Here is a 14,816-nt window from a genome sequence, read left to right as displayed (position 1 = left end):
TTATTGAGGAATATTGTAAGTGTTGGCGGTTTCGTTGTTATTATTTGGCACATTGTAAGTGCTACCATTATTATTTTGTCCAGTAATATTGTAACCAGTTCCTGTACCATAAGTAGGATCGTTTTGGTTTATATGCGACATAATTTCGACAGTATAATCTTTGCCTCCACTTAAAATAGTATAAATATTTTGTATAGTATAAACAGGCCCCCATGGAATTCCCCACCATCCTAAAAAAAAGTTGGTAAACAAATGCCCTAAACCAGGTACCACTCTACTTTTACCGGGATGGATAAAATGGAAATCAGATGGGTTATTGAATGTCATCACCACTACTGAGATGCAATATTTATACATTACAAACTTTCCTCCCTGCGTTACCAAACTCCTAATTTGATCGCCAGATAAACCTTCTATATTTTTAATGTTCATTACAAATAAGATTTAATGATTAAATGAATGGTTTGCCCTAAAAACGTATCAGGCGTTGGATCGCCTATGGCATCGAATTTCCATTCATCATTACGTTTGTACAATTTGCCTAAAATCAGCGCTTTTTTACCTGCATAACTTTGTTCGGCAGAAACGTTGTAAGATGCAAAAACTTCTTTCACCTGTGTAGGTGTACCTTCGTACATTCTAATTTTTGAATATGGAATTTGAGAGAAATCCTCTTTCCCAACATTATTCAAAAAGAAAAATATTTTAGAAACTTTTGGGTCAATTTTAGCTAAATCGACTGTGATAATCTCATTATCCAATCCATCATCGCCACCAGAATCTCCTTGCAAGTCATCGCCAGTATGCCTCAAAGCACCATCTAATGAAACCAATTTCCCTTTTGGCAAACCAAATTGCTGTAAGAAATCAATATTGTACAGCGGCGAGTAGATATGATCACACAAATTGTTGTTCTCATCGATTAGAATGCAACTTAAATCTAAATCTACGCTTTGTTTATTGGTAGATAAACCGAGAAATCCTTTTTTTTCTATTGCGCCCCAGTTAACGCCTACACAAAAACTGGTGAGTTTTGCACCGGTTTCTTTACGTAGATCAATTTTCTGCCCTTTTGATAAATTGATAGCCATCCTTTAGTTTAGTTTTAGTTATACTTATTCAAGAAAAATTCAAGCCCATCTTTCATCCCGGCACCTACTGCCTCAAATTTCCATTCGCTATTTCGTTTATAAATCCTTCCAAATTCTACCGCTGTTTCAATTGAAAAATCTTCTTCCAACTCATATTTAAGTATCTCGGTTTTGGTACCATCGAATATTCGGATATAAGAATTTCTGATTTGTCCAAAATTTTGTCGCCTGTTTTCAGCATCGTGAATGGTTACCACAATACAGATTTCGGCAGCAGTTGCTGCAATTTTTGAGAGGTCGACTTTTATTTGTTCATCATCACCATCGCCATCACCAGTTAAATTATCACCAGTGTGTTCTACCGCCCCATCTGGCGTTTTCAAATTATTGTAGAATACGAAATGCGCATCGGATAGTAATCTTTTGTTTTCGCCTAATACGAAAACCGAGGTATCTAAATCGAAGCTAGTACCAGTTGATGAACTATTAGTATCCCAGCCTAATCCGACTGTAAATTGTGGCGCACTAATTGATTCTCGTTGCCCCTTTTGCAGGTTAATTGCCATATTTGGTTGTATTTTAGCTTGAAGTTATCTTTGCTGAATTAGTGTATAAAATCTATTTAGTTCGCGTATTTTTTCAAAACTTCCAAAAAGCTGTCTGTTGGATGAGGCTCTCCAATGGCTCGGAATTTCCAGCCATCATCTTTACGATAGGCCTCAGCAAAAACCATTGTACACATACCATTTAACGAAGCATCGCCAGAAAGGCTGTATCTCGTAATTTCTTTCCCTTTTGCATCAACAGCTCTGATAAAGGCATTTTCAACCATGCTAAAATGTTGGTTGTTCTGCCTCCCTTGATAAATCGAAACCACAAAAACAATCTTTTGATAAATGGGATTCAAGGCATCTAGTTTAACGATAATCTGTTCATCATCGCCATCGCCCGCCCCGGTTCTATTATCACCAGTTAGCCAAATATTACCCGATGGATGTCTCATGGAGTTAAAGAAAATAATATCTCCTTCGAAAAGACCAACCTGACGGCCGTTTTGATTAATGGTTCTGCCCAAATTCATAATTTTATCGTTTCCATCGAGGAGAAAAGCAATGGCATCTAAATCGAACTCTTCCTCCTTAGGACCAAAAAGTTTCCCTAAAAAGCCTGTGTTTTTTTGTCGGACATCCCACCCCAAACCCATCGTCACTTTTGATAAATCGAAAGATTCCCCTTTATCATTTTTTCGGAGATCAATAGTTTGACCTTTTACTAAGTTAATAGCCATACAGAGCGTTGTTAATTTACTTTATAATTTGACCTTTGAAATATTTCGATAAAAAGAACGATAAATCTTCACGATACCCGATTCCTGAAGCTTCGAATTTCCATTTACCTTCACGTTTATAAAGTCTGCCAAACTCTACACCAGTTTCAATAGAAAAATCTTCGCCCAACTCATATTTTGCCACTTCTTCACCTGTGCTATCATCAACTATTCGGATATATGAATTTCTAACTTGTCCATAATTTTGTCTACGGGTAATGGCATCATGGATGGTTACTACAAAAAGAATCTCCTGGATATTGGCATCAACCTTCGACAAATCAACCTGAATACTTTCATCATCGCCCGTAGCACTATTTCCTCCTGTCGGATCATCGCCTGTATGGTGTAATGCATGATCAGGTGAGTCTGTATTGCCATAGAAAATAAAGTACTCTTCCACAGGAATTAGTCGGTTTCCATCAATCATAAAAGCCGAAGCGTCCAAATCGAAATCATAGCCAGTACCTTCATTTGGATCCCAGCCTAAACCAACAGTAATTTTAGATAATCCGATATCAATTTTTTGTCCTTTTTGTAAATTAATAGCCATTGTTAAATTTAGTTTTTCTTGTTTTATGTTGTAAAAAATGAGATGTACGCGACACTCCGCTACATAAAAATGCAGCCCGACGCTGAAAAATTGAATCGGATTAAAACCGACGCAAACAATCTTAATAAAATAAATAGGGATAGAACTGGCTACAGCGACAAGGGTTGAGCGCTAATTTTTATATCCTGTAACGGGGTTTATCTGTTTAAATGTTTCTTAACAAATATATTATTTTGGATTTTAATTGCAAATTTCCTACTCAAAAATGTTGTAAATTTTGAGCTACAATCTATACTTTTTCATGGCGACCCAAAGCTTTTCGTCCATTTGATAAACATCAGGGCGATATTCTATTTTATTGTTTTGAGCCCAGGCTGTGAAATAAGTAATAATTAATGGTACTGGTTTTTTTGGACCAAACCAAGCTGGTTTAAGTTTAAATGCTTTCGTGGTGTCGGCTTTCGCGGCCATGCGCTTTTTGTACCATTTGTTATGCGTACTGTCAACCGGCGGCAAATCTACCTCTGCCCTAAGTTTATCATAAGTATAACCATCGCCAACCAATTTTTCGGCAAACTCAAGTGGTTTTTCTACGCGAACGCAACCATGGCTAATTGCTCTATTGGCTAAGTTAAAACCGTTCTTGTTATTCGTATCGTGAAGATAGATGCTGGAGCTATTATCAAATATAAACTTAAATTTCCCTAAAGCATTACCACTACCTGAACCTTGTTTGAACTTGAAAGGAAGTTTATCGCGTGAGTACCTGCTCCAGTTTATGGTATCTGGCTCGCCAATAAGTTTATCTTTATAATAAACGTTAATGTTGCTGTTTGATAGATAATAGGGGTCCTTTCTGGCCATCCAATAAATTTCGCTCTGCGCAATACTCACGGGAATATTCCAAACCGGGTTGGCCTGTATAGAATTAATTTTACTAAACAACAACGGGGTTTCATGGTTTTTGGGCTTATCATCCAAATTTCCAGATTTGGCAAAAGCCTTCAGCTTCTCGTCGTATCCATTTTCGCGTTTACCACCCACACAAACTTTCATCGATATTACCGTATCTTGTTTATCGAACCAGGTAAGTTTAAAATCCGGGATGTTTACTTGTACATAATTGTCCCCAGTCTCGGGCATTTTCCAACGAAAACGCTCCATATTTAAAAGCAAAATACGTTTTTCATCCAATTCATCGGCCTTTAAGTATGCTTCTTGTAAAGCTTTATATTGGCTTGATTTCGGCTGAACTATACGTAAGGTATCAATTAAACTTTCAGAAGCAAGGAGCTTTGTCATCCCCAAACTGTCTGGCCGTTTTACTTTAATATAATACCTGGAGAAAATATTGCGAGGATTTACAACACCGTATTTTAAATAATTATTGTAATTAAGGTAGGCATTAGCGGATAATAATTCCAGTTTTGCAATTACCGGATAGGTTTCCTCAACATTTTTAAATTTGTTTTCCGCTAACTCAGCTAGTAAACCTTTTATTTCTTCAGTTTTAAATATTTTCGGATTAAAGCCATGTACCTTACTATTTTCTAAATACGTAACTAGTGAATCTAATTCCCCATCGGTGTAGAATTTTGTAACCAATTTTGGCTCATTAGTCGTGGAAGTATAATAAGCTTTAATAGTTTTAGGATTTACAAATGATTCTGATAAACTATTCATAGTGGAAACAAACACGCTATCGAAAGCAACAGTATCAAAATCTTTATAAATCTTATTTTTGAAATGTTCCGATAGCACTTTGCCAATCTCTGGTGGCTGTTTAAACCATCCACAGGCAGAAATACAAATAATTATAGGAATAAAAAAAAAGCGAAAGTTTTTCAAAGCGTCGGGTTTTTATTGTAATAAGTGAGCAACAGCAATTATAAAAATGCAAATGAGGCAAATTAAGTGCCATTATTTTTTGATTTACCGATGCAAACGTTATATTTGCCAATGCATATCAGCTAAAGTATTGATACTGGCAGAAATAAATATATGAATTTAACTTTGAACCATCACTTGCATTTACACCATCGCCGATAGGCGATATGATATGTTTGTTTTGTACTTCAAAACTTTTTTTCCGTAAAATTATTTCTTGTTCATTCTATATTCAATACTTTGAAAACACTAAAAATTGCTATCCAAAAATCGGGTAGGTTAAACGAAAAATCCGTAGAAATATTAAAAAATTGTGGTCTTTCTTTCGAAAACTACAAGAGTTCATTAATATCAACTGTTCAAAATTTTCCATTAGAAATTCTTTTTCTTCGCGATGATGATATTCCAGAATACGTTCAGGATGGCATTGCTGATTTAGGTATCGTTGGCGAGAATGTGATCACTGAAACTCAGGCTAAAGTTGAGTATTTACAAAAGCTTGGCTTTGGAAAATGTACCCTAAAAATTGCAGTCCAAACCGGTAGCCAAATTCAGAATTTGGAGGATTTAAATGGCAAAGCCATCGCTACTTCTTACCCGGTAATTCTTGAAAAATTCTTAACAGAAAAAGGAATAAATTCTGATATCAGAACCATCTCTGGTTCGGTAGAAATTGGCCCCGGTTTAGGATTGAGTGATGCCATTTTTGACATCGTTTCTACTGGCGGAACTCTTAAAAGTAATGGACTAAAACCATTCGCAGATGTGATGCAATCCGAGGCTGTTTTAATTGGAAATAAATCCATTTTAGATAACCGGGAAGTTGTAGAATTGCTACAAAGAATTCGTTCGGTTTTAAGCGCAAAATCTAACAAATATGTGGTGCTTAATGTATCAAAGGATAACCTGCAAAAAGTTGTCGATTTATTACCAGGTGTTAAAAGCCCAACGATAGTTCCCTTGTTCGAACCCAACTGGGTTGCGGTTCATTCTGTGATTGCTGAAGAAGATTTCTGGGAGAAAATCAATAGTCTAAAAGCTGCTGGAGCTGAGGGAATTTTAGTGATGCCAATTGAAAAAATTATCACTTAAAATAGCCCAAAAAACACCTACTTATACATTAACTATTAGTTAATTTAAAATCATAACACCTTGAAAGTCTACAATTATAAAGATTTATCTACATCAAAGATCAAGGAATTGTGTTCGAGACAAATTGAAGACGATAAATTGGTTGAAGAACGCGTTGCAGATATTATTAAAACTGTTAAAAGTGATGGAGATAAAGCACTCTTTAATTTCGCCAAAGCATTTGATAAAGTAGAATTAGAAAAGCTTTATTTAGATGCAGAAGAATTGAAAGTCATTGCATCAACCATTCCTGCGGATGCGAAACAAGCAATTGAAACAGCTTATCAAAACATCAAAACTTTTCACCAATCGCAACTTAAAACTGAAGATAGAATTGAAACGATGCCTGGAGTAGTTTGCTGGCGAGAATCCAGGGCGATTGAAAAGGTAGGCCTCTATATTCCAGGCGGCACTGCAGTTTTACCGAGCACTTTCTTGATGTTGGCTACACCCGCAATAATTGCTGGCAGCAGAGAAATCGTAGTGTGCTCACCCCCACAAAGCGACGGCAAAACGAATTGTTACCTTGCCTATTGTGCTTTACTTCTAGGTATCGAGAAAATCTATCTGATTGGCGGTGCCCAAGCTGTTGCCGCAATGGCTTTCGGAACAGAAACTGTGCCCCAAGTTTATAAGATATTTGGTCCAGGAAACCGCTACGTCACAACAGCAAAAACAATGGTTCAAAATAAGGCTGCAATAGACATGCCCGCAGGCCCATCAGAGGTTTTAGTGATTGCTGATGATACTGCCAATCCGTCATTTATTGCTGCTGACTTGCTAGCTCAAGCAGAACACGGAGTTGATAGTCAGGCTATTTTAGTTTCTACCTCAAGTGAGATCATAGCTGATACTCTTCAAGAACTTCAAAAACAATTATTTGATTTGCCTAGAAAGGAAATTGCAGCGAAAGCTATTGAGAATTCTTACGCTGTTTTAGTCAATGATTTAGAGATTGCTATGGAATTTTCCAATGAATATGCGCCAGAACACTTGATTTTGGCTACAAGCGATTTCGAGAACCTTATTCCACTGATAATCAACGCCGGTTCGGTATTTTTAGGAAACTTTACTCCAGAGAGTGCTGGTGATTATGCATCAGGAACAAATCATACTTTACCTACAAGTGGCTTTGCTAAAGCTTATTCGGGTGTGTCAACTGATGCTTTTCTTAAAAAGATAACTTTTCAGTATTTGTCGGTCAATGGGTTAGAGAACATTGGAGATACTGTTGAAACACTTGCAGCTGCCGAAGGCTTGCAGGCACATAAGAATGCAATTACGATTAGATTAAAAGCGATATGAGAAGTTAGATATGAGATTTGAAGAAATAGAGTGGATTTATCTTCAGATCTCACGTCACAAATCTCCTTAAAAAATGGACATTAACGAATTAGTAAGAGAAAATATAAAAAACCTTAAACCATATTCTACTGCCAGAGATGAGTTTAAAGGACAAGCATCTGTATTTTTGGATGCCAATGAGAACAGCTATGGTTCTCCCCTACCCGCAAATTATAATCGCTACCCAGATCCACTACAATTGGAATTGAAAGATGCCATTAGTAAGATAAAAGGGGTGCCTATTGAAAATACCTTTTTAGGCAATGGAAGTGATGAAGCAATAGATTTGCTTTTCCGAGCGTTTTGTAACCCAGGAAAAGACAATGTAATCGTTCTTCCACCAACATATGGCATGTATGAAGTTTCTGCAAATATAAATGATGTAGAAATTCGCAAAGTCAGCTTGCTGCCGAATTTCCAATTAGACATGGAAAAAATTGCAGAAACGATTGATAAAAACACGAAATTAATCTTCATTTGTTCGCCAAATAATCCAACAGGAAATTCGATAAACCGCGAAGATATTGAAACAATTTTAGCCAACTTTAAAGGCATCGTTGTGGTTGATGAAGCATACATAAATTATGCTCGCCAAAAGACCTTTATTCAGGAGCTAACCGAGTATGCAAACCTGGTAGTTTTACAAACTTTTTCGAAGGCCTGGGGGCTTGCAGCTTTGCGTTTGGGAATGGCGTTTTCATCGCGAAAAGTGATTGATGTTTTGAACAAAATTAAGCCCCCTTACAACATCAATCAGGCCACACAGGATTTAGCTTTTGAGGCGTTAAAAAACATTGCGCAAGTTAACGATTGGATCAAAGAATCTGTCGCCGAAAGAGACCGTCTTTCCACTGTTTTGAATACATTAGATATTGCTAAAAAAGTCTATCCATCTGATGCCAATTTTATATTAGTAGAAGTGACGGACGCAACTCAGATTTATGATAATTTGGTTGATGAAGGAATCATCGTTCGCGACCGTTCGAAAGTGACTTTGTGCGAAGGTTGTTTACGAATTACCGTTGGAACGAGAGAAGAAAATGATAAACTATTATCCATTTTGAAAACGAAATAAAAAGATGAAGAAAGTATTATTTATAGATCGCGACGGAACCTTAAATATTGAACCGGAAGATGAGCAGGTAGATAATTTTGCGAAGCTGAAATTTTATCCACGATCGTTGTACTACCTATCCAAAATTGCAGCAGAGATGGATTACGAATTGGTGATGGTAACGAATCAGGATGGATTGGGAACACCATCCAATCCAGAAGAAAATTTTTGGCCAATCCATAATTTCATGCTGGATACTTTTGCAGGAGAAGGTGTAAATTTTAGCGAAATTATTATTGATAGAACTTTTGCAAAGGATAATGCCCCTACCCGCAAACCCGGAACAGCTTTACTTACCAAATATTTAAATGGAGATTACGATTTGCAGCACTCATACGTCATTGGTGATAGGTTGAATGATGTGGTACTGGCCAAAAATTTAGGAGCGAAAGCTATTTTTCTACGCCAGAATGATGCACTCGGGTCTACAGAAGCTTTAGATAAACATGAAACCCTGCTTGAGATCATTATCCTCGAAACGCAAAAATGGGAAGATGTCTATAATCTTTTAAAAGCAGGCAGCAGAAAAATTAACCACGTTCGCAAAACCAACGAAACCGATATTACCATTAATTTGGATTTGGATGGCACCGGGAAAGCTAAAATTGAAACGGGTTTAAACTTTTTCGATCACATGCTCGATCAGATAGCCAGACATGGCAGTGTTGATTTGGAGGTTATTGCCAAGGGCGATTTACACATTGATGAACACCACACCATTGAAGATACAGGAATAGCACTTGGTGAAGCTTTTGCCCAAGGATTAGGCAATAAATTGGGCATCGAGCGCTATGGCTTCTGCTTGCCGATGGATGATTGCTTGGCTCAAGTTGCCATTGATTTTGGTGGCCGCAACTGGATTGTTTGGGATGCTGAATTCAAACGTGAAAAAGTTGGAGATATGCCAACCGAGATGTTTTATCACTTCTTCAAATCTTTTAGTGATGCTGCGAAATGTAATTTAAACATAAAAGCCGAGGGCGAAAACGAACATCACAAAATTGAAGCTATATTTAAAGCTTTTGCAAAAGCAATTAAAATGGCGGTTAAACGTGATGCAGAGAAAATGGTTTTGCCGAGTACGAAGGGAGTATTGTAAGGTAGAGGGCTGAAAGTTGGAAGGTCGAAGATTAATGCGCAAACTTCAAATTATAAACCTGATAGTAGCGAACACAGATCCCGATTTTTCATCGGGAGGAGTAAAGCGAATAGCAGGACCACAGCACCAATGAAAAACTGACATTCGTTTTCAAATTTTATAAAAAAGTGTCTTGTCTTGATACTCGATACTAAATACTTGATACTAATTATGATTGGAATAGTGAACTACGGAGCGGGGAATATTTTTTCTTTAACCGCTGCTTTAGAAAGGCAAAACATCACTTACGGAATGGTAAATACGGAGACTGATTTAGATAAATACAGTCATATTATCATCCCTGGGGTTGGCCATGCGGGTGCAGCGATGAAAAAACTGGAACAAACCGGTTTAGTTGGTGCAATCAAGGCCTTAAAAAAACCTGTACTTGGCATCTGTGTAGGCATGCAACTCATTACCGAACATTCGGAAGAAGGAGATGCAGAACTATTGGGTATAGTACCCGTGAAGACTAAAAAGTTTGAAAAGACATTGCAAATCAAGATTCCACATATGGGCTGGAACGATGTCGAGCATAAAAACAATTCATTGTTTGAGGGTGTTGAAGATAATGCACAATTTTACTTTGTTCATTCGTACTTTATTGAATATAACCCTACTTTTGACATCGCCTCTGCCAACTATGGACTAAAATTTTCGGCAGCAGTACAAAAAGATAACTTTTACGGCGTTCAGTTCCACCCGGAGAAATCGGGAAAAGCTGGCGAACACATATTAAAAAATTTTTCAAACTTAAGTTGAGGAATGGCTCATATTTAGATAACTTTTCACTTTCAATTTTTAACTAAAAAAAAATGTATATAATTCCTGCAATTGATATTTTGGACGGAAAAGTAGTTCGCCTGCGAGAAGGCGATTACAATCAGAAAACCGAGTATGATGTTTCTATTGCCGATATGATAGAAAAATATCGTTCAAATGGAACTGATTTTATCCATATCATTGATTTGAATGGTGCAAAAGGCGATTTTAGCAACCAGAAATCACTTTTCGAAATCATTAAAAAAACCGAAATGAAAGTGCAGTACGGCGGTGGAATCCGTACGATTGAGCAGGTAACTAATTTACTTGATGCAGGAATTCACCGCGTGATTGTAGGTACGCAAGCGATTACCAATCCTGATTTCTTGCAGGAATTGAGCGAAGCTTTTGCGAAAAAAGACAACTATGCAAACCGGATTGTGATTGCTATTGATGTTTTGGATGAAGTAATTAAATATTCTGGTTGGATGGAAAGTTCGCCGATTAAATTAATGGATTACGTTGATAAATGTTTGGCTTTAGGCTTCTTCCGTTTTTTATGTACAGACATTAGCAAAGACGGAAAATTAGGCGGCGCGGCTGTTGATTTGTACAAAAAATTGTTAGAACATTCTCCAATGATTAAGTTAATTGCATCAGGAGGTGTAAGTTCGATGGAAGATATTCATGAATTAGCTAAATATCCTATTAGAAGTGTAGTGGTTGGAAAGGCGATTTACGAGGATAGAATTACCATTGAGCAGATTAAAGATTGGAATTTGAAGATGTTGAGCTCGATATAAACCCCTAAATCCCCTAAAGGGGACTTTACCTACAAAGGTTTAAAAACATAAAGTTTATAAAACGTATACAGAAGCTAATGAAATTGAAAGGCAAAGAAGTCTTGAAGCGCTTGGCATAACTGTAATAAGGTTTACAAATAATCAATTACATAATAATTTAAATGCTGTTTTGGATAAAATAAAGGAAACCATACAGACTAAGCAATTTGCACCTCTCCCTTCAGGGGGATTAAGGGGGTTAAGTAAAAGAATAATTCCCTGCCTAGATGTAAAAGACGGTCGCACGGTAAAAGGCGTAAATTTTGTTGATTTGCGTGATGCCGGTGACCCGGTAGAACTTGCGGCACAATATGCGCAGCAAGGTGCTGATGAACTGGTTTTTTTAGATATCACTGCCACACACGAACGTCGCAAAACGATGATAGAGATGGTGAAATCTGTAGCTAGGCAATTGAACATTCCGTTTACTATTGGTGGCGGTATAACCGAAATTGCAGATGCTGAAGCCTTATTAAATGCTGGTGCAGATAAAATCAGTATTAATTCTGCGGCAGTAAAAAACCCAAAGTTAATAGAAGATTTAGCTAAAACTTTTGGTGTACAATTTGTGGTTTTAGCAGTTGACACCAAACATATTGATGGCAAAAACATTGTTCATTTAAATGGAGGAAGATTGATAACTGAACTAGAAACTGAAGCGTGGATTAAAAAAGCGGAAGATTTAGGTGCCGGAGAAATTCTTTTAACCTCAATGGATCATGATGGCACAAAAGCTGGTTTTGACTGCAACTTGTTAAGCAAAATAAACAAGATGATTAACATTCCAATCATCGCATCTGGGGGAGCAGGAAAAACTGAACATTTTACAGAAGTCTTCCAAAAAGCCGGTGTCGATGCCGCATTAGCTGCTTCGGTATTTCATTACGGTGAAATATTAATTCCAGATTTGAAACAAGAATTAAAGAGGAACGGAATTCCTGTTAGGATATAAATAAACTCGTCATGTCTTGCTGCGGCAGGCAGGCGAGGCACGAATCAATCTTAAACCTAAGTAGGAAAAAAACCATCGCTTTAGGATTGCTTCGTACCTCGCAATGACCAAACTTTAAAGAAACAAATGAATATAGATTTTAATAAAAGCGACGGTTTAGTTCCAGTAGTGATACAAGATGAGCAAACATTAGAAGTGCTAATGTTGGGTTACATGAATTCCGAAGCATTTGAGAAAACACAAGCTGAAGGTAAAGTAACTTTCTTTTCTCGTTCTAAAAACCGCTTGTGGACCAAGGGCGAAGAAAGTGGTAATTTTCTGTTTGTAAAATCTATTCACATCGATTGCGACAATGATACAATATTAATTAAAGCGAATCCTATTGGTCCAACTTGCCATACAGGCAGTAGAAGCTGCTTCAAAACAGATTACAACCAGAACTTCATTTTCGAGTTGGAGAATATTATCAATGATAGATATGAAAATCCTGTTGAAGGCTCATACATCAATAAAATGCGCAGCAAAGGCTTGAATAAAATAGCGCAGAAGGTTGGCGAAGAAGGTGTAGAAACTGTCATCGCCGCATTGGCAGAAACTGAAGCGGATTTAATTGGCGAAGCAGCTGACTTACTTTTCCACCTCACTTTTTTATTGAAAGAAAAAGGTTTATCGATTAAAGATATTGCTAAGAAACTAGAAAGCAGACATCAATAAGGTAACGAGTTACGGGTTACAAGTTTTTGGGGCAAATTGCCTAATCTAAATCCTAACCTGTAACTCGCAACATGCACCCCATAACTCGAATATGCTTAAACATTTCCATACCTTTCCTGGTCATCAAAATCCTGTTTATGCTTTAGCAAATGCTGAGGAGAATGGTATTTTCTATAGTGCAGGAAATGACAAAGGAGTTGTAGAATGGTCATTAGATACAATGGCTTTCGTAAAGGTAAAAACGCCTGTACAAAGTTCGGTTTACAGTTTGCTTAGCTATAATAATTTGTTATTCATTGGCGAAAGAAGTGGGGCATTTAACGTTTATGATTTAACTAAACAGGAAATCATAATAAGAATTAATGCGCACCCAAAACCAATTTTCGATATCCAGGTAGCAAAAAACAAAAATGAATTGCTAACTACAGGTGAAGATGGTTCGGTTGCAGTTTGGTCGCTAAATGATTATTCGGAAATTTATCGGTTTCAGGTCGCTTATGATACAGTTAGGTGCATTGCAATTTCTCCCGATGAAACTGAAATTGCCTTTGGCTGTAAAGACCACTTAGTAAGGATTTATAATTTGGCGGATTACAGTTTAAAACAAGCTTTGGAAGGTCATTCGTTACCCGTTACTTCTTTAGCTTATCATCCAACTGGGAAACATTTAATTTCTGGAAGCAGAGATGCGCAATTGAAAATATGGAATTGCTCCCAAAGGGGTGCCTATGGCACTAATTACGAATTGGCACAAACTATTCCAGCGCACATGTTTACGATTTATAACATTGTCTTTCATCCAACCCTTCCCTATTTTGCAACGGGCAGTCAGGATAAAAGCATTAAACTTTGGGATGCAGAAAACTTTAAGCTTTACAAAATTTTAAGTCTAGAAAAAGGAGAATTCGGACATACACATTCTATTAATAAGATTATTTGGAGCAGAGATGGCAAATACTTAATTTCTACTGGTGATGACAGAAAAGTATTGGTTTGGGAGATGGAAATCTAACCCTAATTTGAAAATTGTCAATTAAAATTGGAAAAGGTGCTACCATAAATCAGTTTACATTATGGTGCGACCCTATCATTTATTCCACAAACCTTTTAATAATTCGCAACTTATGGCTGTAAACGCCTAATTCTCTATTAAAAATCCCTTGATCATCAATTGGATCAATTTTAACTTTTGCTGATGAGTGGATAATTTCATTCGGACTCAGCATAATACCAACGTGTGTAATTTTACCCTCAGCATTATCAAAGAAAGCTACATCACCAGGTTTAACTTCCGCTAAAAACCCAACCAATTCGCCTTGTTCTGCTTGCTGTGAGGCATCTCGGTTTAACTTAATATTTAACAGTTTAAAAACAGTTTGTACATATCCCGAACAATCGAAACCGAAAAGGTTACGGCCACCCCATAAATAAGGAATATTTTGAAAAAATTTAGCTGTGGATTCGATTTCAGTTTTAAAATCTGTCTTCGATGTATCATGAGGCTCAAAGTTAACCTTGAATTTTTCTTGGCCAGCAAAACAAAAGCCATCAGCTAAATACGGTATATTACTTGCCGGACTTAAATGATAAACACTACCATCGGCAGCAGTTAAAACATTACTGAAACTTAAAGGAGCCAATAAACCACAACTATTCATTTCTACAAATTGTGTATCCGAAATTGCAGCCAGTTGTCTAAAATCCATCCAGCCTTCGTAGCCATCGTAGCCATTTTTTACCAGCCACCATCTATCGTCTTTTCCAATAACCTCTACGTAATCACCGAACAATAACTGCGAAACTATCTCTGCCCTATCTGATGGTTCAGCCCTTAAAGGAGCTACTGCAATTCTACAAATACCGTATTGATTTTCCATTTAATTTTGCTCGTTGAATTGGAAGTAAAACTAACAATTTACAATCAATGCCTAACATTTTGAATTGAAATTTGTTAATTTTAT

The 14,816-nt window shown here is 37.0% G+C and carries 14 protein-coding genes and 2 pseudogenes; 9 read left to right on the top strand and 7 right to left on the bottom strand.

Annotated elements, in window-relative coordinates; all coding sequences use genetic code 11:
• The 6 genes from ASE92_RS08030 to ASE92_RS08005 all read right to left on the bottom strand — a co-directional run bounded on the left by ASE92_RS08030 (position 1) and on the right by ASE92_RS08005 (position 4,819).
• Positions 1 to 432, bottom strand: coding sequence for a hypothetical protein (locus ASE92_RS08030; RefSeq protein WP_056849590.1), 432 nt, complete (start codon positions 430 to 432; stop codon positions 1 to 3).
• The gene (locus ASE92_RS08025; RefSeq protein WP_056849589.1) at positions 432 to 1,091 is read right to left on the bottom strand and encodes a TerD family protein; all 660 of its coding nucleotides are present in this window, start codon (positions 1,089 to 1,091) and stop codon (positions 432 to 434) included. The genes ASE92_RS08030 and ASE92_RS08025 overlap by 1 nt, the downstream gene beginning before the upstream one ends.
• Before the next feature lie 14 nt (positions 1,092 to 1,105).
• Positions 1,106 to 1,657 (bottom strand): TerD family protein, encoded by a 552-nt coding sequence (locus ASE92_RS08020; protein ID WP_056849588.1) that lies wholly within the window; start codon positions 1,655 to 1,657, stop codon positions 1,106 to 1,108.
• Positions 1,658 to 1,713: 56 nt separating this feature from the next.
• Positions 1,714 to 2,379, bottom strand: a complete 666-nt coding sequence (locus ASE92_RS08015) for a TerD family protein (RefSeq protein ID WP_056849587.1) — start codon at positions 2,377 to 2,379, stop codon at positions 1,714 to 1,716.
• Between the two features lie 16 nt (positions 2,380 to 2,395).
• Positions 2,396 to 2,971, bottom strand: coding sequence for a TerD family protein (locus ASE92_RS08010; protein WP_056849586.1), 576 nt, complete (start codon positions 2,969 to 2,971; stop codon positions 2,396 to 2,398).
• A 282-nt stretch (positions 2,972 to 3,253) separates the two neighbouring features.
• Entirely contained in the window at positions 3,254 to 4,819 is a 1,566-nt protein-coding gene (locus tag ASE92_RS08005; protein WP_056849585.1) for a L,D-transpeptidase family protein, read from the bottom strand.
• Positions 4,820 to 5,098: 279 nt separating this feature from the next.
• Between ASE92_RS08005 and hisG the strand changes: the two genes are divergently transcribed.
• The 9 genes and pseudogenes from hisG to ASE92_RS07960 all read left to right on the top strand — a co-directional run bounded on the left by hisG (position 5,099) and on the right by ASE92_RS07960 (position 13,867).
• Entirely contained in the window at positions 5,099 to 5,950 is an 852-nt protein-coding gene (gene hisG / locus ASE92_RS08000; RefSeq protein WP_056849584.1) for an ATP phosphoribosyltransferase, read from the top strand.
• 60 nt (positions 5,951 to 6,010) lie between these two features.
• Entirely contained in the window at positions 6,011 to 7,294 is a 1,284-nt protein-coding gene (gene hisD / locus ASE92_RS07995) for a histidinol dehydrogenase (protein WP_056849583.1), read from the top strand.
• Between the two features lie 73 nt (positions 7,295 to 7,367).
• On the top strand, positions 7,368 to 8,408 hold the full coding sequence (gene hisC / locus ASE92_RS07990; RefSeq protein WP_056849582.1) for a histidinol-phosphate transaminase: 1,041 nt from the start codon (positions 7,368 to 7,370) through the stop codon (positions 8,406 to 8,408).
• Between the two features lie 4 nt (positions 8,409 to 8,412).
• Entirely contained in the window at positions 8,413 to 9,546 is a 1,134-nt protein-coding gene (gene hisB, locus ASE92_RS07985; RefSeq protein ID WP_056849581.1) for a bifunctional histidinol-phosphatase/imidazoleglycerol-phosphate dehydratase HisB, read from the top strand.
• Between the two features lie 210 nt (positions 9,547 to 9,756).
• Entirely contained in the window at positions 9,757 to 10,347 is a 591-nt protein-coding gene (hisH, locus tag ASE92_RS07980; protein WP_056849580.1) for an imidazole glycerol phosphate synthase subunit HisH, read from the top strand.
• Positions 10,348 to 10,400: 53 nt separating this feature from the next.
• On the top strand, positions 10,401 to 11,150 hold the full coding sequence (gene hisA, locus ASE92_RS07975) for a 1-(5-phosphoribosyl)-5-[(5-phosphoribosylamino)methylideneamino]imidazole-4-carboxamide isomerase (RefSeq protein ID WP_056849579.1): 750 nt from the start codon (positions 10,401 to 10,403) through the stop codon (positions 11,148 to 11,150).
• 79 nt (positions 11,151 to 11,229) lie between these two features.
• Positions 11,230 to 12,141, top strand: a pseudogene (gene hisF / locus ASE92_RS07970) (imidazole glycerol phosphate synthase subunit HisF); the annotation flags it as partial.
• Between the two features lie 123 nt (positions 12,142 to 12,264).
• A pseudogene (gene hisIE / locus ASE92_RS07965) lies at positions 12,265 to 12,855 on the top strand (bifunctional phosphoribosyl-AMP cyclohydrolase/phosphoribosyl-ATP diphosphatase HisIE); the annotation flags it as partial.
• Positions 12,856 to 12,946: 91 nt separating this feature from the next.
• Complete coding sequence (locus ASE92_RS07960) at positions 12,947 to 13,867, top strand: WD40 repeat domain-containing protein (RefSeq protein WP_056849577.1); 921 nt, start codon at positions 12,947 to 12,949, stop codon at positions 13,865 to 13,867.
• A gap of 79 nt (positions 13,868 to 13,946) precedes the next feature.
• Here the strand turns inward: ASE92_RS07960 and ASE92_RS07955 are convergent, their stop codons facing one another.
• Positions 13,947 to 14,732 (bottom strand): C40 family peptidase, encoded by a 786-nt coding sequence (locus ASE92_RS07955; RefSeq protein ID WP_056849576.1) that lies wholly within the window; start codon positions 14,730 to 14,732, stop codon positions 13,947 to 13,949.
• Positions 14,733 to 14,816 lie beyond the last annotated feature (84 nt).

Source organism: Pedobacter sp. Leaf41, assembly GCF_001422545.1.
In the GTDB taxonomy this organism is placed as follows: Bacteria; Bacteroidota; Bacteroidia; order Sphingobacteriales; family Sphingobacteriaceae; genus Pedobacter.
The sequence above is the reverse complement of the archived record's forward strand: the minus strand, read 5'-3'. Positions and strand labels throughout refer to the sequence as shown.

What these genes read in the sequence shown, in the direction of transcription:
- hisB (WP_056849581.1), top strand. Translation starts at nt 8,413, where the DNA reads ATGAAGAAAGTATTATTTATAGATCGCGACGGAACCTTAAATATTGAA.
- ASE92_RS08025 (WP_056849589.1), bottom strand. Translation starts at nt 1,091, where the DNA reads ATGGCTATCAATTTATCAAAAGGGCAGAAAATTGATCTACGTAAAGAA.
- hisH (WP_056849580.1), top strand. Translation starts at nt 9,757, where the DNA reads ATGATTGGAATAGTGAACTACGGAGCGGGGAATATTTTTTCTTTAACC.
- ASE92_RS08015 (WP_056849587.1), bottom strand. Translation starts at nt 2,379, where the DNA reads ATGGCTATTAACTTAGTAAAAGGTCAAACTATTGATCTCCGAAAAAAT.
- hisC (WP_056849582.1), top strand. Translation starts at nt 7,368, where the DNA reads ATGGACATTAACGAATTAGTAAGAGAAAATATAAAAAACCTTAAACCA.
- ASE92_RS07955 (WP_056849576.1), bottom strand. Translation starts at nt 14,732, where the DNA reads ATGGAAAATCAATACGGTATTTGTAGAATTGCAGTAGCTCCTTTAAGG.
- ASE92_RS07960 (WP_056849577.1), top strand. Translation starts at nt 12,947, where the DNA reads ATGCTTAAACATTTCCATACCTTTCCTGGTCATCAAAATCCTGTTTAT.
- ASE92_RS08030 (WP_056849590.1), bottom strand. Translation starts at nt 432, where the DNA reads ATGAACATTAAAAATATAGAAGGTTTATCTGGCGATCAAATTAGGAGT.
- ASE92_RS08020 (WP_056849588.1), bottom strand. Translation starts at nt 1,657, where the DNA reads ATGGCAATTAACCTGCAAAAGGGGCAACGAGAATCAATTAGTGCGCCA.
- ASE92_RS08010 (WP_056849586.1), bottom strand. Translation starts at nt 2,971, where the DNA reads ATGGCTATTAATTTACAAAAAGGACAAAAAATTGATATCGGATTATCT.
- hisA (WP_056849579.1), top strand. Translation starts at nt 10,401, where the DNA reads ATGTATATAATTCCTGCAATTGATATTTTGGACGGAAAAGTAGTTCGC.